The sequence below is a fragment of the Microtetraspora fusca genome, assembly GCF_001570365.1.
Lineage (GTDB): Bacteria > Actinomycetota > Actinomycetes > Streptosporangiales > Streptosporangiaceae > Microtetraspora > Microtetraspora fusca.
Window position 1 is genome coordinate 12,544 of record NZ_BBYK01000074.1, and the last position, 20,079, is coordinate 32,622.

Below are 20,079 nucleotides of genomic sequence, written 5' to 3' on the forward strand. Positions count from 1 at the left end.
GAGGCCCCGTCAGTGCCCCGTTCCCTCCGCATCGCCATCGGTGGCATACACATCGAGTCCAGTACCTTCTCGCCCCACCTGAGCACCGCCGACGACTTCCACGTCACCCGCGGTGACGCGTTGCTGGCGCGCTATGACTGGCTCTCGCCCGCCCGGCCCTGGGCCGGAGACGTCGAGTGGGTGCCCCTCGTGCACGCACGAGCGCTCCCGGGCGGCGTGGTCGACCCCGCCGCCTACGACGCCTGGTCGGCGGAGATCCTGGACAGGCTGGCCGAGGCAGGCCCGGTGGACGGCGTCCTGCTCGACATTCACGGCGCGATGAGCGTCGTCGGGCGGGAGGACGCCGAGGGTGACCTCGTCACCGCCATCCGGACGCTGATCGGGCCGGAGCCGTACATCTCCGCCGCCATGGACCTGCACGGCAACGTCTCACACGTCCTGTTCGAGGGCTGCGACCTGCTCACCTGCTACCGCACCGCGCCCCATGTCGACGTGTGGGAGACCCGCGAGCGCGCGGCGCGCAACCTCGTGGACGCGCTGCGCCGCGGACAGCGCCCGCACAAGGCGCTCGTACACGTGCCGATCCTCCTGCCCGGCGAGATGACCAGCACCCGGACCGAACCGGCCCGGGGGCTGTACGCCGGCATCCCCGAGATCGAAGCCCGGGAAGGGGTGATCGACGCAGCGGTCTGGATCGGTTTCGCCTGGGCCGACCAGCCCCGCTGCCGCGGAGCGGTGGTCGTGACGGGCACCGACGCCGCCGCCGTGGAGAAGGCGGCCGGGCAGCTCGGTGAGCACTTCTGGTCGGTGCGCGAGGAGTTCGCGTTCGTCGCCCCGACCGGCTCGATGGACGAGTGCCTCGACGTCGCGCTCGCCACGGCGGCAGACCCCTCCCGCCGCCCGTTCTTCATCAGCGACTCCGGAGACAACCCGGGCGCCGGCGGCGCCGACGACGTCACCTTCGCCCTTGAGCGGATGCTGGCCCGCCCGCGGATCCGCGACGGCTCCCTCCGGGCGGTGTACGCCTCGCTGGTCGATCCGGAGGCCGTGGCGCAGGTCGCCGACCAGCCGCTCGGCTCACCGGTTCGGGTACGCGTCGGCGGCCGGATCGACCAGCGGGACCCGGGCCCGCTCCAGCTCGACGGCGTCCTGGAGGCGGTCGCCGAGGACCCCGCCGGTGGGCGGTGCGCGAGCGTGCGAGTGGGCGGGCTCAGCGTGTTCGTCACGTCCCGTCGCATGCAGTACGCCGAGCTGGCCTCCTACGCCCGTCTCGGCATCGCGGTCGGCGACATGGATCTCGTCGTCGTGAAGATCGGCTATCTCGAACCCGAGTTGTTCGACGCGGCGGGAGACTGGCTGCTCGCGCTGACGCCGGGCGGCGTCGATCAAGACCTCGGGCGTCTGCCGTACCGGCGTCTGGTGCGACCGGTGTTCCCTCTGGACCGTGACTTCGCCGCGGACCTCACTGTGGTGACCCGGTGATCGCGTGACATATACGGATGTGTCGTCCGCAGGTCCCTGCGTGCTCGCCATGGATGTCGGAGGCACGACGATGAAAGGGGCGGTGGTCGGCGAGGAGGGCCGGATCCGGCACTCCGTGGTCGTACCGTCGCCTGCGGACTCCGATACGAACCCGGTCGAGACGTTGCGGGAGCTATGCCGGCTGCTGTACGACGACGCGCTGGCTCTCGGCGCCATCCCTGCGGGTATCGGGGTGGTCGCGCCGGGGATCGTCGACGAGGCTGCCGGGGTGGTGCGGTACGCGTCGAACATCAGGTTCCGCGATGTGCCGCTGCGGACGCTCATCCGCGACGACTTCGGGCTGCCGGTCGCGGTCGGCCATGACGTCCGCGCCGCGGGCGTCGCCGAGGCGGTCGCCGGGGCGGCCCGCGGCCTGGACAACTTCCTGATGTTGCCGTTGGGAACGGGCATCGCCGCCACTGTGATGCTGAACGGTGAGCCGGTGGCGGGCGCGGAGTGGTCGGCGGGGGAGGTCGGCCACATGCCGGTCCATCCCGGCGGCGAGCCGTGCGCGTGCGGGCAGCGCGGGTGCCTGGAGGTGTACGCCTCCGCCAGCGGGCTGGCCCGGCGCTACATCCGGCTCGGGGGAACGCCTGGGCTGGACAGCCGGGCCATCGCCGAGGCCACGTGCACCGACCCGCTCGCCCGCTCGGTGTGGGACACCGCGACCCACGCGTTGGGGACCGCCTTGGCCACCCTCACCCTCACCCTCGACCCGGCGTGCATCGTTCTCGGCGGTGGACTGGCCGAGGCCGGCGCGCAGTTGTTCGACCCGGTGCGCGACACATTGCAGTCGGCCCTCGCCTGGCGGACGGCGCCGGCGGTGCTTCCTTCCGCCTTCGGGGCCCGGGCGGCGCAGGTGGGCGCCGCCATCCTGGCCCGGCGTGCGGCGGGCCTGGCCGTACCGGAGGGCTGGGGCGCGCAGAACCAGGCGGGTCAGGTGGCCGGGAGCGAGCATTAGGGCCGGCTCGCCCTGCCGCCGTTGTCGGAGCACATCCGCTCGGAGGGCGTGGTTCCCACGAAATCACTCCAAAACGCCACCGTGGACTTCGGCTCTTGGGCCCGGATGCCGAACCACGTGAACTCCCGGCGGATGTAGTCGGCCAGGTCGAGGCCGTAGAAAACGATGTCGGTCTGGTGCATCGACAACACCGGATGGCCGAACGTGCCGCGCCCCGCGGGCAGGTAACGGTGGCCGAAGACCGGGACCATCGTCGGTGCTTCGGCCAACCGCCGCCGGGCCAGGTCGATCGCTTCCGTCATCGCGGCGGGGCGATCGCCCCACTCCTCGTGCCAGTAGGCGTTGTGCTCGACATCGAACAGGACCCCGTCCACGGGCCAGGCGAGCCGGCCGGCGAGCGCGTCGGGGTCGCCGTCGTGGCAGTGGCATCGGTCCTGAGAGGTGGACCGGCCTGCTGCTCCAGTGTGGTCACCACGGTGCTTTCCGGTATCCGGGATGGACGCCGGAAGTGAGCCCTTGCTGGGCGGCGATGGCTTCGAGCAGGGCGGTGAGCTGCGCCCGCTGGTCGTCGTCGAGCGCGGCGCAGATCTCGTCCTCGTGCGCGGTGGCCAGCTCACGCATCTTGCTCATCACAAGCGTGCCTTCCGCGGTCAGGTGCAGCGCGTAGTTGCGCCGGTCCTGCGGGTTCCGCTGTCGTTCGACCAGCCCTTTGCGCTCCAGGCCGTCGACAAGTGAGACGACCCGGCTCGGCACGACTCCCAGCTCCTCGGCCAGGGACTGCTGGCTGCGTCCCGGACGGCCGGCGATCATGCGCAGGAGTCCGACATCGGAGGGGAGCACTCCCAGACCGCTGATTCGCTCGGCGAACCGTGTCGCGGCCTGAGCACCCACCTGAGAGAGCAGGAACGCTGCTCCCCTCGGCCGGGAGCGCGGTTCCGGTCCGCCGTCGTGGCCGGTCTGCTGTTCCGTGGACATGCAAGCGATGGTAGTGGCAGAGAATAGTTCTGTGCTATGAATAGTTCACTAGACAGAACGGAGTGGAGATGATCAGCGATATGAGCGGCCCGGCGCACCCCGACCTGGCCGGCAAGGTGGCGCTGGTGACCGGCGGCTCACGGGGAATCGGGGCCGCGACCTGCCATGCCCTGGCGGCGAACGGAGTCAGGGTCGCGGTGAACGGCCGTGACCGGGCGGCGATCGACGCGGTCGTCGAGAAGATCACGGCTGACGGCGGTACGGCGGTGGCGGCACCCGGTGACGTCACCGATGAGACCGCGGTGCGAGAAATGCGTGACACGATCGAGCGCGCGCTGGGACCGGTGGAGATCCTCGCGGCGTTCGCCGGAGGCCAGGGCGCCCCCGTGCCGACCGCTCAGCTCGGATCCGACCGGTGGCGTGCGATCGTCGAGTCCGACCTGACGTCGGTGTTCGTCACGGTGGCCGCGTTCCTGCCCGCCATGATCGAGCGGGGTGGCGGGAGCGTCATCACCATGGCGTCCACGGCAGGCCGCCAGCCGGGTGGCGCGAACGCCGCCTACGCCGCGGCGAAAGCAGGCGTGGTGATGTTCACCAAGCACCTGGCGAACGAGGTCGGCCGGCACGGTGTCCGGGTCAACTGCCTGGCCCCGTCCGCCGTGCTCAACGAACGCATGCAGCGGTTCATGTCCGCGGAGCAACTCGAGGAGCTGGCCTCGGCATATCCGCTCGGCCGTATCGGCGAGCCCGGCGACATCGCCCAGGCTGTGCTGTACCTCGCCTCGAACGCCTCGTCCTGGGTCACGGGGGTCACGCTCGACCTGACCGGTGGGCGGGTGATCGTGTGACGACCGTCGAGCGCACTCGGCGGCAGGCCGACGGCGGGCCGCCGCTGGGGATCCTCGCCGTGGTGTTCACGGCGCTGTTCCTCGGCGGGATCGTCGTCAGTACGGCGATGGCGGGCGGCGCCACCTTCCCGTCGCCCTTCGGCTCCGCGGCCGGGATCCTGGCGTACTTCCAGGGCCACCAGGACGCCGTGCACGTGAGCGCGTTCCTGCAGTTCGCCGCCGCGGTTCCGCTGGCGATCTACGCCGCCACCGCCTCGGCCCGCCTGCGCAACCTCGGCATCCGGGCACCCGGCGCCACCATCGCCCTGGCCGGTGGCCTGCTGGCCGCCGCCATGCTGGCCCTGTCCGCGATGTTCAGCTGGGTGCTCTCACGCCCGGAGGTGCTCACCGAGCCCGCCGTGGTTCGAGCCCTGCAGGATCTCGCCTTCGCCGCCGGCGGCGCCGGACACGTCGTCTTCCTGGGGCTGCTCGTGGCGGGCATCGCCGTACCGGGGCTGCTGGCCGGTCTGCTGCCGCGAGCGATGGCGTTCGCCGGCCTGGCCATCGCCGTCGTCGCCGAACTGTCCCACCTGGCACTGCTGGTCCCCGACACGGCGATCCTGCTGCCCGTGGCCCGGTTCACCGCCCTGGCCTGGCTCATCGCCACCGGCTTCCTGCTGCCCCGCACCAGAACCAACCGAGCCGGCGTCCGCCGGGACCGAACGACAGCGTCGATGGCTGAAGAAGGAGCCGCATGAACGCCGCGATGACCGAACGACTCATCCGGTTCCAGCACCCTGAGAAGGCCCTGGGATATCTCGGAGGGCTCGACGACGACCGCCTCGCCGCGCTGTACGGACTGGACGCAGGCTCCTACCGACGCGTGCGCCAGGAGCACGAGGAGCAGGCACGTCGCGCCGCGACGGACCTGCTCGACGATCCCGAGTTCGCCGAGAAGGTGGACCGGTTGCCGTTCGCGCCCGATCAGCGCGTCGTGGCCGTCGGTGAGAGCACCACCGACGACCTGCTGTCATGGTTCGAAATCCTGCGCCACGTCATCGACCTCCGGCGCCCCGCCGACGGCATCACCCTGACGAACATGGCCGTCTCCGGACATACGAGCACCCAAGCTCTCACCTTGCTGCCCGGGTTGTCCTTCCACCGCCCGGACTGGGTGCTGTGCATGCTCGGCGGCAACGATGCCCAGCGCCTCGGCTCGGTCGACGGACCGACCCTGGTCAGCGTCGCCGAGACCGAACGCAACCTCCGGGCCCTCCGCGATCTCGCCGCGAGGCGCACCGCGGCGCGATGGGTGTGGATCACTCCGTCCCCGGTGGACGAGGCGCGCGTCGCGGCCTATCAGCCGTTCCAGCGAGCCGGGCTCACCTGGGCCAATCGTGATGTCGACGCCATCAGGCGGATCCTGAACGCGCAACCGGACCTCACGGTCGACAGCCACCCCGTCCTCGCCCGGCAGACGGGGGAGGAGTTCCTCCTCGACGACGGGATCCACCTTTCCCTCGCCGGCCAGCGGGCCCTGACCGCCGCCGTGGTCGACGCTCTTACGGACAAGTCGTGAAGCTCCTCATCTTCGGCCCCACCGGCGGCAGCGGCGCCCAACTCCTGACCCAGGCGCTCGAGGCCGGTCATGACGTCACCGCCGTCGCCCGCGATCCGGACAGGATCCCGGCGGCGGGCCACGGCCGGCTGACCCTCATCGGCGGAGACGTACTGGAGCCCCGGACCTGGCAAGCCGCGGTCGGTGGTCACGAGGCCGTCCTGTCCTGCCTGGGCAGCAGGGATCGGAAGCACCCCACCACCGTCTACTCGCAGGGAACGACCAACATCGTCGACGCCATGAGCCAGGCAGGGGTACGACGCCTTGTGTGCCTGTCCTCGGCGGGCCTCGAGATCCCTCCCGGGACTCCGTTGCCCCAGAGGCTCGTCACCAGGTTCCTCATCCAACGTCTCTACCGCCATGGCTACACCGACATGGCCGCCATGGAGCGTGCCGTGGCGGCGTCTGACGTCGACTGGACGATCATCCGCCCGCCGATGCTCACCGACGGGCCACTCACCGGGCGCTACCGGGCCGCGGTAGGCCGGCACCTGGCGAACCCGAGGAGGATCTCGCGCGCGGATCTCGCCCACTACATGCTGAGCCACATCGAGGATCGCGGCACCTGGCAGAAGACGGTCGAAGTCTCGTCGTGAACCGTCCGGCCGTACGACGGAGGGCCTGTCGTCCAGGTGTACTGACCACGGACGTCGGTGACAGCCGGGGCGGCCGCTGAGGGCTTTCACGGCTCGGTGTGTGGGGACCAAACCGCAGCACCGACCGGAAGCCCTCAATGCCGTACCGCAACGCCCCGCTGACCTGCACCTCGTACAAGCGAGCCGGCTTGGGTCGGCCCGCCGTACCGGCGCAAGAGCACCGCCATGTCGACAGCCGTATGCGCCGGTCACGGCCGCCGTGCACCGTTCACCGGAATCGTCAGTCGAGGCGCGTCCGGCGCACGAGCAATTTCCGTACGCGGGCCCAGAGGGCGTACTCCCTGGCTGTCAGGTAGATGGCGAGGGCTACCGGGCCGAGAAGGGCGCGCTGGGCCGCTTCGACCGCGCCGCGCGCATGCTCGCCGAGTGCAGGGAGATGTGCGCCCGCGCCGGCGACGCCCGAGGGGAGGCCATGACCGCGTATGCCCTGGGGGAGATCTGCCGGTGGCGCGGTGACGAACGCGCCGCCCTTGATCACTTCACTGCCTGCTATGCCATGCTCAGCCGGCTCAACCAACCGGTCTGGTCCGCCCGCACCCGCGAGCAGATCGCCCGTTCCCGCGCAGCCCTCGGCGAACTCGGCGCCTGAGGTGCCGTATAAGGCGTACGTCAGGACCGCCAGTCTCTGGACAGGCGACTCGCTCAAGCGATCCGCCGCGATGCCCGGGCGGAGAGGATGTCGGTGAATGTACGGGATGCTCAGCATGGACTCTGCTGCCCGGTAAGGTCGCGGTTGTGCAGATCATCAAGGGTGCAGGTGAGTGGGCGCGGCCGGCTGTCGGGGCTGCCAATGACTGGATTGAGCACCTCAAGGTGCCAGACCTGTCCGTTGGAACGTATTGCATCCCGGCGGGCGGGATCGACACCCAAAGCCCGCACACCGAGGACGAGATCTACGTGGTGACCGCAGGCCGGGCCCGGATCGTAACGCCGAGCGGTGAGGCGGAGGTCGGCCCCGGCGCTGTGATCTTCGTGCCGGCAGGCGAGGAACACCGCTTCGTGGACGTCACCGAGGATCTGGCGCTGCTGGTCGTGTTCGGGCCGGCCTACGGCTCGCGCGCGGACTCCCGGGGCTGACCCCGCCTCAGCACGGTGACGCCCTCGTCGTCCCTGCCGCATTCCGCCGGAGAGCTCACAGGTGCATATGTGGCGAGAGCGATAGAGTCGGGCCTCGTGCCGAAAATGCCGCGTGTGCTTGCTGTGCAGAATGGAACGAACGGTGGACCCGGGCGGTTCGGGGAGTGGCTGGACGCCGCCGGAGTCGCCGTCGACGTGGTCACCGCCTTCGACGGGTCGCCCCTCCCGTCACGACTGGAGCACGACGGCCTGATCGTGCTCGGCGGCGGTTACCTGCCGGACGACGACGACAAGGCGCCCTGGCTGGCGACCACCCGCGCCCTCGTCGAGCAGGCTCTCGCCCGGTCGGTGCCGTTCTTCGGCATCTGCCTCGGCGGGCAGATGCTGGCTTCGGTCGGCGGCGGGAAGGTCCAGGGCGACGCCGGAGCACCCGAGCACGGCAGCACGTCCATCACCATGAGGGCCGAGGCGGCGGACGATGTGCTCTTCGGCGGCCTGCCCGCCGCTGTCCCGGCGATCGAGAACCACATCGACGCCATCACGGCCCTGCCGCCGGGCGCGGTCTGGCTGGCCGAGACCGAACGTTGCCCTTACCAGGCCTTCCGGCTGGGCGACCGCGCCTGGGGCGTGCAGTTTCACCCCGAGGTAGGGCCCGAGCGCATCCAGCAGTGGGACGTCGAGTACACCCGCCGGCGAGGTCTCGACCTCGACGAGCTGTACGCCGCCGCCGTGACCGACGACCCGCTCTCGCGGGCCGCCTGGGCTGAGGTGGCCTCCCGTTTCGCCACCCTGGTCAAGGAGGGACGTCCCTAAAATCGCACCGCGTTCCGGTGTCCCACGCGTGTCAGCGGGACCGCCCGCTCGCACCCGGCCGGCCGCGCCAGAAGCGCCGGGTGGCGAAGACCACGACGATCGCCGAGATCGCGGGCAGCGCGCCACCTTCCCCGAGGAGCAGGGCGGGGCGGCCCTCCGTCGCCGTCATCGCCTCGGCCACGAAGTAGGTCGCGGCGTTGCCCGTGGCGTGCAGCACCAGCACCGGCCAGATGCTGCGGGTGCGCAGTCGCAGCCACACGAGCGGGAAGGCCAGCGTGATCGTGTTCACGGTGAAGACCGCCAGCGCGTACGCGAGCGGCACGCTCTCGTCCACCGCTCCCGGTACGAAGAGCATCAGGGGCACATGGAACGCCGCCCAGGCCAGGCCGACGATTACCGCGGTGACGTCGGGGCTCCTGGTCTCGGCCATCCGGGTCGCGAGGAGGGAGCTCCAGCCGAGCTGTTCCCCCAGCGCGAGCACGATGTACGGCACGATCCCGGGCAGCAGGCCGAGCAGTACGCCGAGGATCGGGTGCAGTCCGGTGGCCTCCTGAAGATTACCCGGGTCGAAACCGGCGAGACCGGTCAGCCAGGCGGTGCCGTACGCCAGGGCGGTGATCGCCACCGGAAGCGCCCACGCGCCGGCGAGCGTCCGCCAGGGCACCCGGTGGAACCCCCAGTCGAACCCGCGAAGGCCCCCTGTGCAGAGGCAGGCGATCAGCGCGGCGAGGGCCGGCATCAGCGCCTGGCTGTAGGCGGCGATCTGCGCCGCGACCGGGGCCTGCGAGATCCGGTCGAGGTCCAGGCCGCGGGACACCGCGAACGCGACGGCCGGAAGGACGAGCACGGGAAGGGTGACGGCGAACACAGTGATCCGGCGCCGTCGCGACGACGGGTCCGGGGAGGGTTCGACGGGCGGGACCGAGGACGGAGCCGACGTCGTGGCGGGGTGCGTGTGCGATTCCATGACGGGGATTCCACCCGCCCGGCGGTCCCGGTCGCCTGAGGGGACGGTCCTCTTCCGGTCCGTTCGCGGGGTCCCGGTCCGGCCGGGACTCTCGTCCTATTCCCCTTACGGCGGGAGTGCCGAATGATGTCCTGGTGCGAGCGGAAATGCCCCGATGGCCGTGGGCCATCCCCGCCCTGTGCGCGGCAGCGGTTCTCGGAGGCATCCTGCTGACCCTGTCCGGCCCGGAGGCGGACACCACATACCTGCTTCTCGACACCGTCGTCGGGCTGACCTACCCCGCCGTGGGGGCGCTGATCGCCACCCGCCGTCCGGGCAACCCGGTCGGCTGGCTGCTCTGCGCGGGCGGCGCGGGGCTCGCGCTCCAGGCGCTCGCCGGAGGCTACGCCTGGTACGGCGGGGCCCACGGATGGCCGGGGGCCGGGGCGGCGGCCTGGGCGACGAACTGGGTGTTCTTCCTGGGCTTCGGGCCGCTTCTGCTGCAGCCGCTGCTGTTACCCGACGGTCGGCTGCCGTCCCGGCGCTGGCGTCCGGTGCTCGTTGTGCTGCTCGCCGAGATGGCCGTGGTCCAGCTCATGCTGCCGTTCCGCGACCGGGTGTGGGTGTGGGGGAGGGAGTGGCCGAGCCCCCTCGGCCTCCTGCCCACGGAGACCGTCGTCGCTCCCATGTTCGCCGTGGCGATCGCTTCTCTGACCGTGGCGACCGTGGCCGCGCCGGCCGTACGGGTCCGGCGGGCGGGTCGCGGGCCTGACGAGGACCACCCGGATCAGACGCGGCGGCGGCTCGTGCCCGTCTTCGCGGCCGTACTGGCGATGGCCCTCGCGACGACCGCCGACCTGGTGCTCCCTCCCACCCCGCCGATCGGTGTGTGGCTGGAGGCCCTGGCCCTGCCGCTCTTCCCGGTCGCGGTCGCGGTCGCGATCTTCCGGTACCGGCTGTTCGACATCGAGGTGCTGCTGCGGCGGACGGTGGTCTACGTCGTCGTCACGGTCGTGCTCCTGGGCGCCTACCTGGTGACCGTCGCCACGCTGGACACGCTGGTGCGGGAACAGGGCGGCACGCTGGAGGCGCTCGCGGCCACGGCGGTCGTCGCGGTCGCGTTCGCTCCGCTCCGCCACGCCGTGCAGCGGGCCGTGAGCCGGGTGCTCTTCGGGAACCGGGGCGACCCCGCGTCCGCCCTGTCGGAGCTCGGCCAGCGGCTGAAGACGTCGGCGGACCCGACCCGGCTCCTCGACGGCGCGGCCGAGATCGTCGCGCACACCCTGCGGCTCCCGTCGGTCGCCGTGCTCGCCGCCGACGGCACGCCCATGTCGGTTGAGGGCGGCCTCCCGTCCCAAGGCGTACGGGTGCCGCTCCTGGTCGGGGGACGCGAGGAGGGGGAGCTGCGGGCGGCGCCGCGGTCGCCGGGAGAGACGCTGTCGGCCGCCGACACGGCGGTGCTCGACGACCTCGCCCGGCATCTCGCGGTCGCCCTCGCCGCCGTACGGCTGGCGCGGGAGGTGCAGACCTCGCGGGAGGGCCTGGTCATCGCCCGTGAGGAGGAGCGGCGGAGGCTCCGCCGTGACCTGCACGACGGGCTGGGCCCGGGCCTCGCCGCCATAGGCGTACGGCTCGACCTGATCGAGGCGACCGCCCCCGAGGCGATGCGCGGGCAGCTGGCCGAGGTACGCCAGCTCACGCAGGGGCTGGTCGGCGACGTCCGGCGAATCGTGCACGACCTGCGGCCTCCGGCACTGGACGAGCTCGGCCTGGGCGGCGCGCTGGAGGACCTCGCCCTGGACGCGGAGGGCGGCGCCGCCGTCACGGTCACGCTGCCGGGGCCGCTGCCCGACCTGCCCGCGGCGGTCGAGGTGGCGGCCTACCGGATCGTGCAGGAGGCGCTGGCCAACGCGCTCAGGCACGCCGGGGCGAACAGTGTAGAGATCAGCGCGGTGGCGGAGCCCGGCGACCTTCGGGACGCGGGGAGCGCCGCGCAAGCCCGACTGGTCGTCACCGTACGCGACGACGGTCGTGGGCTGCCCGAGCGGCTGGTCGAGGGCGTGGGATCGGGCAGCATGAGAGAGCGCGCGGCGGAGCTGGGCGGACGGCTGCGCAGGACATCAGGCCCCACAGGGGGCACGACCGTGGAGGCGGTGCTGCCGCTGTGACAGATCCGGTTTCCGAACCCCCGATCCGGGTCCTGCTCGTGGACGACCACCCCCTGCTCAGGCACGGGCTGCGGGCGCTGCTCGAACAGGTCGGCGGCGCCGAGGTCGTGGGTGAGGCGGGCGACGGCGACGAGGCGATCGCCCTCGCGCTGTCCCTCGCCCCCGACGTCGTCGTGATGGACCTGGTCATGCCGGGCACCTCGGGCATCGAGGCTACCCGGCGGCTGATCGATCGGCGTCCCGATCTCGGGGTGCTCGTGTTGACGATGAGCGAGGACGACGCCTCCGTCTTCGCCGCGCTTCGGGCGGGCGCGCGGGGTTATGTGCTCAAGGGCACGGGCGGGTCCGAGTTCATCGCGGCCGTCCGCTCCGTCGCCCGCGGCGAGGCGGTGTACGGCCCGGCCGTGGCCCGCCGAATCCGGAGGTTCATGGCCGGAGGACCGGCGACCGGCCCGTTCCCCGAGCTGACCCAGCGGGAGCGTGAGGTCCTCGACCTGCTCGCCTCTGGACGCTCGAACCCCGAGATCGCGCGGATGCTCTTCCTCAGCCAGAAGACCGTGAAGAACCACCTGACCTCGATCTTCGCCAAACTCCAGGTGGCCGATCGGGCCCAGGCGGTGGTCCGGGCCCGGCGCGCCGGACTGGGCGACTGAGTCGCGAGGCCCCGGCACCCGGGGGCGTTCAGTGGTCGGCGCGCAGGGCGTGGCGACGGCAGCCCAGGTTGACGTAGCGGGCTCGAGGTCTTACCAGAGCTTGTCGATCAGGCCCGGATAGAGTTCGATTCGAGCCTGGTGGAACGACGGCCGGTGTTGCCGGCTTCTCACGGAGAAGAAGTCGGCCATCGTGACCTTGTCGAAGCCGGGCTGATCGCTGGGGAAGGGCTCTTCCGGGGTTCCTCCGATCAAGACTGTGGCAGGCAGTGGCTGCCACCCGCCGCTTTCGTAGAAGGCCTGAAGCGGGCGATCGCAGGTGAACAGGCCGATGTCGAAGCCCGCGTCCGCCATCGCGGTGCGGGCGGCGGTGATCAACGTGCGGCCGTGTCCGCGGCCGCGCGCTGCCTTCCGGGTCACCACGGTGCTCAACCCCGCGGCGCGATAACGCCGGCCATGGTGCGTGATCTCTTTGGAGAGGATGTCCAGGGCGGCCACGACGATGTCGTCGTCGACCAGCAGCATGGACAGCGGGTGCAGTGCGGGGTCGTGGTTCGGCTCACCACTGCCGGGCGCCGGGAAGGTGTAGGACGGCCAGGCCTCCTGCTGCAGGTCCCGGACCTGGATCAACAGCTCGGTGGGCGTGGCCAGGTCGGGTCGGGACACGATATGCACGGATCCCGAGTGTGCTGACCGGAGGCGATTCCCGGCAAGCGAGTTTTGCGTTCGCTACCTGTGGTTTGCGGCGGATCGCGGATTGGCTGCGTCGTTTCCCAGCCCCTCCGGGTGCCGGGGTGCTGCTTCATGGGGCGAAACGCCACCCTCAGGCGCGAGACGTTCCAGGGCGCCGGGTGCCGGCCCTCCGCCCACACCGCCCGGCTGTCCGTCTTCGCCGCGATCAGCCGCCACAACACCCGAAGGAGGCACTCGAGCCTGGGCTACCTCAGGCACTGCCTGGGCCACGTCCTCGGCCGGCCGCCCGCAAAGGTGCGGAACCCGCCCCCAAGCCTGTCGCCGCCGCGGCGGCCGACAATCGGCAGTGCGGTGAGTGCCAGTTTGTCAGTCTTGCGCGCAATACTCGCCGCTGGCGATCACGAGGATGAGGCATCGGGGATGGCGCGTCTACTCCGTCGCTTGAAGGACGAGTTCTACATGAAACCCAGCGTGGAGGGATCGGCATGAGCGCAGATCGGATGCTGACCTATGTCGGCGGCGGTGCGGCGAAGTTCTGGGAAGTGCGTCAGAACGGTACGGAGCTGAACATTCGGTATGGGCGGCTGGGCGCAGCCGGTCAGACGCAGGTCAAGTCGTTCGACTCCGCTGCCGCCGCCGCGGCGGCGGCCGACAAACTGGTGGCGGAGAAGCTGCGCAAGGGTTACACGGAAGACGAAGCGGTCGCCGCGCCGGTGACCTCCCCGGCGGGGGGGCGACAGCGTCGGGGATGAGGACCGGCTGACGATGCCGACCGCTTGGCTGCGCGCTCTCCATCCGCGCCGGGGTGGCGTGGAGGTCGCCGTGAAAAGGCTGAACGCGGGCGCGCCCAAGGAACTCGCGGCAAAGGTGGACGAGCGTCGGCAGCTGATCCTTGACTCGCTGGCGAAGTGTCCCGACCCGGAGATCGCCGCCGCAGGCACGGCGTACCTGGCCGGGGAGCCCACTGCGACGCCGCTGGGCGCTGCGGTGGTCGCCGAAGTGGTGGCCGCGTCCCTGCCATGGAACGATCAGACGCTGCTGCCCCTGTTCGCCGAAGTTTGGCTGGTCGAACGCGGCCTGGTCTTCGCGGCAGTGGCCGCGACCGAACTGGCCTCGCTGGCTTTCGATGTCAGCGAGCACACGCGGCCGGTTCGGCGGCGGGCTGCCGGTGAATCCCCTCACTATTGGCACGGCTGGAATCGGATGGAGCCCGCCACACGGGTCCGTGCCGCCCTCGCGGCCGCATCGGATGCCGAGTATGCCGAGGTCGTCGCGGCGCTGGCGGTGATCCGTGAGGGCGGGCTCCACCATCGAGTGGCGGCTTCCTACCTGGCGCCGACCGAGGTCGACTGGGTTGCGGCCGACTGCGCCGAAGTGAGTCGTGTCAATCCGCGTCTCGCCCTCGGCCTGGTCGCCGCCATCAGCACGCCGGAGCATGCGGCGCTCATCGCGGGCCACGTGTGGGATTACGGCGTGATGAGATCCCTCGCTCTGCCTGCCACGGTCGTCGACGGCATGGGTGACGCGGCCGTGCCGGTGCTGGCCGGCTGGTTCGACGAGCTCTACGACGCGGAGAGCCAGCGGCGGCTGCTGGGTATGCTCGCCGAACTGCCGACCGACGCGGCGATGCAGGCACTCCTCGACCGGATCGAGCACCAGTACACCCAGCCGGCCCTCCTGCGCGCGGCGGCCCGCTTCCCACGCCGGGCGATGCGGATGCTGGCCACCTCCGGCGGCAAGGTAGCGGACCTGCTGCTGCGCGCCCACGTGCTCGCCCATCCCGACCTGGTGGCCGAGGTGCTCGCGAGCGTCGATGATGCCGCCGCCGAGCGGATCAACAAGGTCGCGACCGCTGCGCCCGTCGCCACCGCTCCGCTCGAGGCCTTGCCCGAGGTGTTGGTCAGCCCGCCGTGGACCCGTCCTCGTACGGCCCGCAAGCCGGTCGTGGTGAGTGACCTGGTGTGTGCCGATGAGGCGACCGTGGTGTGGAAGCCGGGCGAGCGGGACAATTGGCTTTCCGCCCCGCCAGGACAGTGTTCATGGGATCTGCCCTGGCGCCAGAGCTGGAAAGAGGTCGCCGGCCAGATCGCCGATGGCCGGCAGGGCTCCTGGTACAACGAGATCGCCCTGTTCGTCTCCGGGCCCGCGGAGCTGGCCGGACCGCTGATCGAGAAGTGGCGACCGGCTGACCAGTGGGACGCCTCCGAATGGATGCCGAAGGTGGTCGCCAGGTTCGAGCTGGCAGCGCTGCCCCTGGTGCTGGACAGCGCCCGGCGCAACCCCGGCGCGATCGCTCCGGCGCTGCTTCCGTTCGCCGGCCCGCAGATCGCTGTGCTGATGGCCGACTGGCTGTCCCGGCTGAAGTCGGTGCGCGCCACCGCACGCGCGTGGCTGGCACGCCACCCCGAGGCGGCCGCGAGGGCGCTGATCCCAGCCGCCCTGGGCAAGGCCGGGCCGGCCCGGCGACAGGCCGAGCAGGCGCTGGCGGTGCTGGCCGCGGGCGGTGGCCGTGACGCTGTGGCGGAGGCCGGCGCGGATTACGGCCCCGCCGCCGAAGCCGCAGTCGCCGACCTTCTCTCGGCTGACCCGCTGGACGCGCTGCCCGGCAAGATGCCCGTGCTGCCCGAGTGGGCGGAGGTCGCGATCTTGACACCGATCCACCTGCGCGGCGACGCAGGCGCGCTGCCGGCCGAGGCGGTCCGCCATGTCATGACGATGCTGGCGATCTCCCGGCCCGGTGATCCGTACGCTGGTCTCACCCTGGTCAAGGAGACCTGCGACAGCCGCAGCCTCGCGGACTTCAGCTGGGCACTGTTCCAGCGCTGGCAGGCGGCCGGCTACCCGTCCAAGGAAAGCTGGGTGATGGACGCGCTCGGACTGCTCGGCGGCGACGAGACCGTCCGACGGCTGACGCCGTTGATCAGGACCTGGCCCGGTGAGGGCGGACACGCGCGTGCGGTCGCGGGTCTGGACCTGCTGGCCGCCATCGGCTCCGAGGTCGCGTTGATGCACCTGCACGGCATCGCCGAGAAGGTCAAGTTCACCGGGCTCAAGAACCGGGCCAGGCAGAAGATGGACGAGGTCGCCGTGGAGCTCGGCCTGACGCCGCAGGAACTGGCCGACCGGCTGGTGCCGGACTTCGGACTGTCCGCCGACGGCAGCCTCACCCTCGATTACGGCCGCAGGCAGTTCGTCGTCGGCTTCGACGAGCAGCTCAAGCCGTACGTTGCCGACACCGCGGGGAAGCGGCTCAAGAACCTTCCCAAGCCGGGGGCGAACGACGATCCGGAGCTCGCGCCCTCCGCCTACCAGCGGTTCGCTGGGCTGAAAAAGGACGTGCGCGCCGTGGCCGCGGACAACATCCGCCGACTGGAGCAGGCCATGGTGAACCGGCGCCGCTGGAGCGGTGAGGAGTTCAAGCGGCTGCTCGTCGGCCATCCGCTGCTCTGGCACATCGTGCGGCGGCTGGTATGGGGGCTCTACGACCCCTCGGGCCGGCTCACGGGCACCCTGCGAGTGGCCGAGGACCGCAGTTTCGCCGACGTCGAGGACGACACCCTGACGTTGCCCGACGGGGCCGTCGTAGGGGTGGCGCACCCGCTGGAACTGGGGGAGAAGCTGGCCGCCTGGGCCGAGGTGTTCGCCGACTACGAGATCCTGCAGCCGTTCCCGCAACTGGGCCGGGAGACATACGACCTGGACGAGACGCTGCTGGCCGAGATCAGCGCCGCCAGAATTCCCACGGGCAAGGTGATCGGCCTGGAACGGCGTGGCTGGCGGCGAGGAGAGCCGCAGGACGCCGGTATCCAGTGCTGGATCGAGCGGGACGTGCCCGACGGCAGGACCATCACGATCGCTCTCAATCCGGGCATCGCGATCGGCTACCTCGACTTCGCCGACGAGCAGACCCTGGAGGGGGTCGTGCTCGACGGCCTCGATCCGATCACCGTCTCCGAGATCCTTCGAGACCTGCGGGAGATCACCCGATGAACGAACACGTCCAGCGCCCCCCGGCCGAGATCCGCTACGCCGACGAGCTGGCCCGGCTGCGGGAGAACGACACCGACGACCGGCCGCCCGGCTGGGCGTTGAGCCTGCGAGCAGCGCGGCGCTTCGTCCTCGGGGACGAGAAGCTGGACATCAGCCGCCAAGCCGCCCAACCGCGTTACATGTGGGAGCACCGGCGGCTGTGGTGGCCCTCGCGCCGCCGCCAGCGTCTGATGGAGGAGCAGGGCTGGGAACGCATCGTCCCGTCCGATTTCGACTCGCCCTGGGCCTACTACGAACGCCGCCTGAACGAACCCGCCGAGCGGGCCTGACCTTTCTCCGAACTTTCTATGAAGATTGGCTTGCTGAAGTGACCACAACTGGCTTCATGAAACCCGTGTCCACGCCCCCGAATCCGCATTTGGGCGGCTTCCCTGGGATGGCGACGCCAAAGGGCAGATCATTAGGCTGCTGCCATGGATGAGAAGCCGGATTTACGGGCCGGTGACCGTGATCGGGACCGCATTGCCGAGATGCTGCGTATCGCCCTGAGCGAGGGACGCATCAGCGTCGAGGAGATGACCGAGCGACTCGATCGCGTGTACAGAGCACGAACCTTCCCTGAACTGGACGCCGTCGTTGACGACTTGCCTCGGACGCACCTGGTAACGCCGTCAGGAGGTCCGGATCTGCTACGGCTGAATTCCCGTGGCTTTCGCGCGATCAGGAAAACCGGGCGGTGGACGGTTCCCCCACGACTCAACCTCGACTGCACCTGGCGTACCGCCGTAATCGACTTCCGGCAGGCGTACTGTCCGCATCCGGAAATCGCCATGCACGTGTCGTGCCATTCGCCTTTCGGGGACATCATCATCCGGGTCCCCGTCGGCTGGCAGGTGCTGTCGGACGAAATGACGTCCGGCGGATGGATACGGCTGCTTCGCGTGCACAACAGGCCACCCGAACCTCTGTCACCGGACGGGGTCGTGCTGCGCCTGTCCGGCCACATCAGCGGAGACATCTGGGTGCGCTACCACCACGACCCTTCCTGAACCAACCGCCCGAGGACTACCAGAACTTCTCCGGCAACGGCCGCTGAGATCGGTACCGGGTCCCCAGATGGTCACTGACCTGCGTTTTCCCTTCATCGCTTCTTGATGATTCTGGGCGTCTCGCGTCTTCGTATGCCGTCAATGTGCTTGCGGGAGCAATTACCTACTGGGCGCCGATGCGGTGACCATTCAGGTCGGGTGTAGTTCTTCTGCAATGACTGGAACGATCAGGGATGAGGGTGGTCCGTTCCGTTCAGTCCCCAGCGGGTTCGGTGATCTCCGGCCGGTCATCGACCTGATCGCGGGCCGTTCCCTCGATCACGCCGCTGGCGACTGGCCGGCCCTGCTCCAATGCGGGCCCTTTGGAGCGATCCATATGCGAGCCTCCCCGAAGGGTGTCAACATCGCCGGGCGACCTGGAAGGTGAATGACTTGAGTGAGCCCGTGGTTCGGCCGAACGAGACGCCGGTGCCGTTGATGCCGTGCGCATCGGTGGAGGAGACCTTGGCCTTCTATGAGGCGCTGGGATTTGAGGCGACCTACAAACAAAGCAAGCCCTATGTCTATCTGGCGCTGCGGTGGAGCGGATTCCAGCTGCACTTCGGCCCGACGCCCAAAGGCCTGGACCCGGCCCGCGAGGAGTCCGGAGGCTGTCTGGTCATGGTCGACGCCGTGGCGCCGTACCATGCGGCGTTCGTCGCGGCGATGCGCCGGGTCTACGGGAAAGTGCTGAGTTCCGGCCTTCCGCGGATCACCCGTTACCGGCCCGGCGCGTCCCGGTTCACGCTGGTCGATCCGTCCGGGAACTCGATCATATTCATCCAGCGCGACGAGCCGGCCGAGCTGGAGTACGGCGGCTCGAAGAAGCTGACGGGCCTCGCCAAGGCGCTCGACAACGCCCGGATACTGCGCGAGTTCAAGAGCGATGACCTGCAGGCCTTCCGTGCGCTCAAGTCCGCGGTGCGCCGGCACGGCGCGGACGCCTCGCCGGTCGAGCGGGCCATCGCCCTGTGTCACCTTGTCGACTTGGCCGCGGTCCTCGGTGAGCCCACCGATCCCTGGCTCACCGATCTGCGTGGTCTGGAGCTGACCACTGACGACAGGCAGCGCATCGAGTCGGAACTCGGGCATCTCGCCGGGCTTCAGGAGTGGCTCCCCTGAATTTGCAGCGGCTCCTTCTGAGGGAGCGAAGGTGGATCAGGCCGTGAGGCGGCATTCGTCCTGGCAGTGGGCGTGGTGAACGCGGCGGTGTTCGCGGTCGAGACGGTAGCGCCTCGTCGGGATCGGCGATCGACGAGCCGCACAGCCACTTGCCGGTCGCGTGCGCGGGCATGGTGGTGTCCATCGGCAGGTGGGCGAGCGCGGCCAGTCCTGGCACCGCCGACGCGGCCGGCGTCAGGACGGCGAACTGCCGGCCGTGCGCGTCCAGCCGGCATCAGATCCAGGACGGCGTCCGGGTTGTCGAGGAGTTCCTGGATCAAGGCGCTTCACCCGCCTTGTGCCCATGGGGGATGATGAGCCGGTGCCGCGCATCGAGACACCGTGGGGACCGTGGGAGGCGGCGCCGCTGCATGCGGTCGTCGCGCTTTTTCAGAACCTCGCCGCCCCGTGGTGGGTGAGCGGTGGGTACGCGATCGAACTGGCGGTCGGCCGCTCTTTCCGTGAGCACGAAGACGTGGACATCACTGTCCTGCGCCGTGACCAGCTCGCCGTACGCGCGGTGCTGGCTGATTGGGATGTGCACGCGGCCGATCCGCCGGGAAGGCTGCGGCCGTGGCCGATCGACGAGCCGCTGCCGGCCCATGTCCACGACATCTGGGTGCGTGAGCACCCAGGCGGACCGTGGCGATTCCAGCTGATGCTTGAGGAGACCGACGGCGACGAATGGGTCTATCGGCGTGACGCGCGCATCCGCCGCCCGCTCGCCTCGGTCGGCATAGCGGCAGAGGGCTTCCTTCGCCTCACCCCGGAGATCCAACTGCTGTTCAAGGCCAAGGGCACACGGCCCAAGGACGAACTGGACTTCGAGCAGGTGCTACCCTATCTGACCCCGGAGCAGGCGGCCTGGCTGCGTGAGGCGTTGGCGACCGAGCACGGCAGGCACCCCTGGCAGGCACGACTCGGCACCTGATCGA

Annotated in this window: 21 protein-coding genes; 16 read left to right on the forward strand and 5 right to left on the reverse strand. The window is 70.4% G+C overall.

Annotated features, from left to right (window positions below; translation table 11 throughout):
- Positions 1-12 precede the first annotated feature (12 nt).
- Both AWQ68_RS34815 and AWQ68_RS34820 read left to right on the forward strand, forming a co-directional pair.
- Positions 13-1,482, forward strand: coding sequence for a M81 family metallopeptidase (locus tag AWQ68_RS34815; protein ID WP_066949195.1), 1,470 nt, complete (start codon positions 13-15; stop codon positions 1,480-1,482).
- 49 nt (positions 1,483-1,531) lie between these two features.
- Positions 1,532-2,482: an ROK family protein gene (locus AWQ68_RS34820; protein ID WP_066949198.1), complete on the forward strand. Its 951-nt coding sequence runs from the start codon at positions 1,532-1,534 to the stop codon at positions 2,480-2,482.
- Here AWQ68_RS34820 and AWQ68_RS34825 read toward each other — a convergent pair.
- On the reverse strand, positions 2,479-2,856 hold the full coding sequence (locus AWQ68_RS34825; protein WP_066949201.1) for a hypothetical protein: 378 nt from the start codon (positions 2,854-2,856) through the stop codon (positions 2,479-2,481). The two genes, AWQ68_RS34820 and AWQ68_RS34825, sit on opposite strands and share 4 nt — an antisense overlap.
- A 94-nt stretch (positions 2,857-2,950) precedes the next feature.
- Positions 2,951-3,457, reverse strand: a complete 507-nt coding sequence (locus AWQ68_RS34830; RefSeq protein ID WP_066949204.1) for a MarR family winged helix-turn-helix transcriptional regulator — start codon at positions 3,455-3,457, stop codon at positions 2,951-2,953.
- Between the two features lie 68 nt (positions 3,458-3,525).
- Here AWQ68_RS34830 and AWQ68_RS34835 point away from each other — a divergent pair, with 68 nt between their 5' ends.
- From AWQ68_RS34835 to AWQ68_RS34850, 4 genes are read left to right on the forward strand one after another with little or no spacing between them, the layout of a single operon-like run.
- Positions 3,526-4,305 (forward strand): SDR family NAD(P)-dependent oxidoreductase, encoded by a 780-nt coding sequence (locus tag AWQ68_RS34835; protein WP_066949207.1) that lies wholly within the window; start codon positions 3,526-3,528, stop codon positions 4,303-4,305.
- Complete coding sequence (locus AWQ68_RS34840) at positions 4,302-5,042, forward strand: hypothetical protein (RefSeq protein WP_174554183.1); 741 nt, start codon at positions 4,302-4,304, stop codon at positions 5,040-5,042. The genes AWQ68_RS34835 and AWQ68_RS34840 overlap by 4 nt, the downstream gene beginning before the upstream one ends.
- Positions 5,039-5,863, forward strand: a complete 825-nt coding sequence (locus AWQ68_RS34845; protein ID WP_066949210.1) for an SGNH/GDSL hydrolase family protein — start codon at positions 5,039-5,041, stop codon at positions 5,861-5,863. The genes AWQ68_RS34840 and AWQ68_RS34845 overlap by 4 nt, the downstream gene beginning before the upstream one ends.
- Positions 5,860-6,498 carry an NAD(P)-dependent oxidoreductase gene (locus tag AWQ68_RS34850; protein ID WP_066949212.1) on the forward strand — a complete coding sequence of 213 codons (639 nt, stop codon included), beginning with the start codon at positions 5,860-5,862 and terminating at the stop codon, positions 6,496-6,498. Before AWQ68_RS34845 ends, AWQ68_RS34850 begins: the two co-directional genes overlap by 4 nt.
- 280 nt (positions 6,499-6,778) lie before the next feature.
- Here AWQ68_RS34850 and AWQ68_RS43095 read toward each other — a convergent pair whose 3' ends face one another.
- Positions 6,779-7,264, reverse strand: a complete 486-nt coding sequence (locus AWQ68_RS43095) for a hypothetical protein (RefSeq protein WP_157546196.1) — start codon at positions 7,262-7,264, stop codon at positions 6,779-6,781.
- A 29-nt stretch (positions 7,265-7,293) separates the two neighbouring features.
- On the opposite strand from AWQ68_RS43095, the gene AWQ68_RS34860 reads away from it, so the two are divergent.
- Together AWQ68_RS34860 and AWQ68_RS34865 are read left to right on the forward strand one after the other, a co-directional pair.
- Complete coding sequence (locus AWQ68_RS34860; RefSeq protein ID WP_084464737.1) at positions 7,294-7,635, forward strand: cupin domain-containing protein; 342 nt, start codon at positions 7,294-7,296, stop codon at positions 7,633-7,635.
- Positions 7,636-7,740: 105 nt separating this feature from the next.
- Positions 7,741-8,448 carry a type 1 glutamine amidotransferase gene (locus AWQ68_RS34865; protein WP_066949218.1) on the forward strand — a complete coding sequence of 236 codons (708 nt, stop codon included), beginning with the start codon at positions 7,741-7,743 and terminating at the stop codon, positions 8,446-8,448.
- A gap of 31 nt (positions 8,449-8,479) precedes the next feature.
- Here the strand turns inward: AWQ68_RS34865 and AWQ68_RS34870 are convergent, their stop codons facing one another.
- A complete protein-coding gene (locus AWQ68_RS34870; RefSeq protein ID WP_066949221.1) occupies positions 8,480-9,415 on the reverse strand; it encodes a CPBP family intramembrane glutamic endopeptidase in 936 nt (311 codons plus the stop codon).
- A gap of 134 nt (positions 9,416-9,549) precedes the next feature.
- On the opposite strand from AWQ68_RS34870, the gene AWQ68_RS34875 reads away from it, so the two are divergent.
- Positions 9,550-11,562 (forward strand): sensor histidine kinase, encoded by a 2,013-nt coding sequence (locus tag AWQ68_RS34875; RefSeq protein ID WP_157546202.1) that lies wholly within the window; start codon positions 9,550-9,552, stop codon positions 11,560-11,562.
- Positions 11,559-12,215, forward strand: a complete 657-nt coding sequence (locus tag AWQ68_RS34880) for a response regulator transcription factor (RefSeq protein WP_218007168.1) — start codon at positions 11,559-11,561, stop codon at positions 12,213-12,215. Before AWQ68_RS34875 ends, AWQ68_RS34880 begins: the two co-directional genes overlap by 4 nt.
- Before the next feature lie 90 nt (positions 12,216-12,305).
- Here the strand turns inward: AWQ68_RS34880 and AWQ68_RS34885 are convergent, their stop codons facing one another.
- A complete protein-coding gene (locus AWQ68_RS34885) occupies positions 12,306-12,887 on the reverse strand; it encodes a GNAT family N-acetyltransferase (protein ID WP_066949226.1) in 582 nt (193 codons plus the stop codon).
- Positions 12,888-13,390: 503 nt separating this feature from the next.
- Here AWQ68_RS34885 and AWQ68_RS44470 point away from each other — a divergent pair.
- The 6 genes from AWQ68_RS44470 to AWQ68_RS34910 all read left to right on the forward strand — a co-directional run bounded on the left by AWQ68_RS44470 (position 13,391) and on the right by AWQ68_RS34910 (position 20,075).
- Positions 13,391-13,657: a WGR domain-containing protein gene (locus AWQ68_RS44470; RefSeq protein ID WP_218007169.1), complete on the forward strand. Its 267-nt coding sequence runs from the start codon at positions 13,391-13,393 to the stop codon at positions 13,655-13,657.
- Positions 13,658-13,727: 70 nt separating this feature from the next.
- Complete coding sequence (locus tag AWQ68_RS34890; protein ID WP_218007170.1) at positions 13,728-16,895, forward strand: DUF4132 domain-containing protein; 3,168 nt, start codon at positions 13,728-13,730, stop codon at positions 16,893-16,895.
- Entirely contained in the window at positions 16,892-17,224 is a 333-nt protein-coding gene (locus AWQ68_RS34895; RefSeq protein WP_066949229.1) for a hypothetical protein, read from the forward strand. The genes AWQ68_RS34890 and AWQ68_RS34895 overlap by 4 nt, the downstream gene beginning before the upstream one ends.
- A gap of 144 nt (positions 17,225-17,368) precedes the next feature.
- Positions 17,369-17,944, forward strand: coding sequence for a DUF1707 SHOCT-like domain-containing protein (locus AWQ68_RS41615; protein WP_084464738.1), 576 nt, complete (start codon positions 17,369-17,371; stop codon positions 17,942-17,944).
- Positions 17,945-18,376: 432 nt separating this feature from the next.
- Positions 18,377-19,105 carry a DUF8817 family protein gene (locus tag AWQ68_RS34905; RefSeq protein WP_066949234.1) on the forward strand — a complete coding sequence of 243 codons (729 nt, stop codon included), beginning with the start codon at positions 18,377-18,379 and terminating at the stop codon, positions 19,103-19,105.
- 361 nt (positions 19,106-19,466) lie between these two features.
- Complete coding sequence (locus tag AWQ68_RS34910) at positions 19,467-20,075, forward strand: nucleotidyltransferase domain-containing protein (protein ID WP_084464739.1); 609 nt, start codon at positions 19,467-19,469, stop codon at positions 20,073-20,075.
- Positions 20,076-20,079 lie beyond the last annotated feature (4 nt).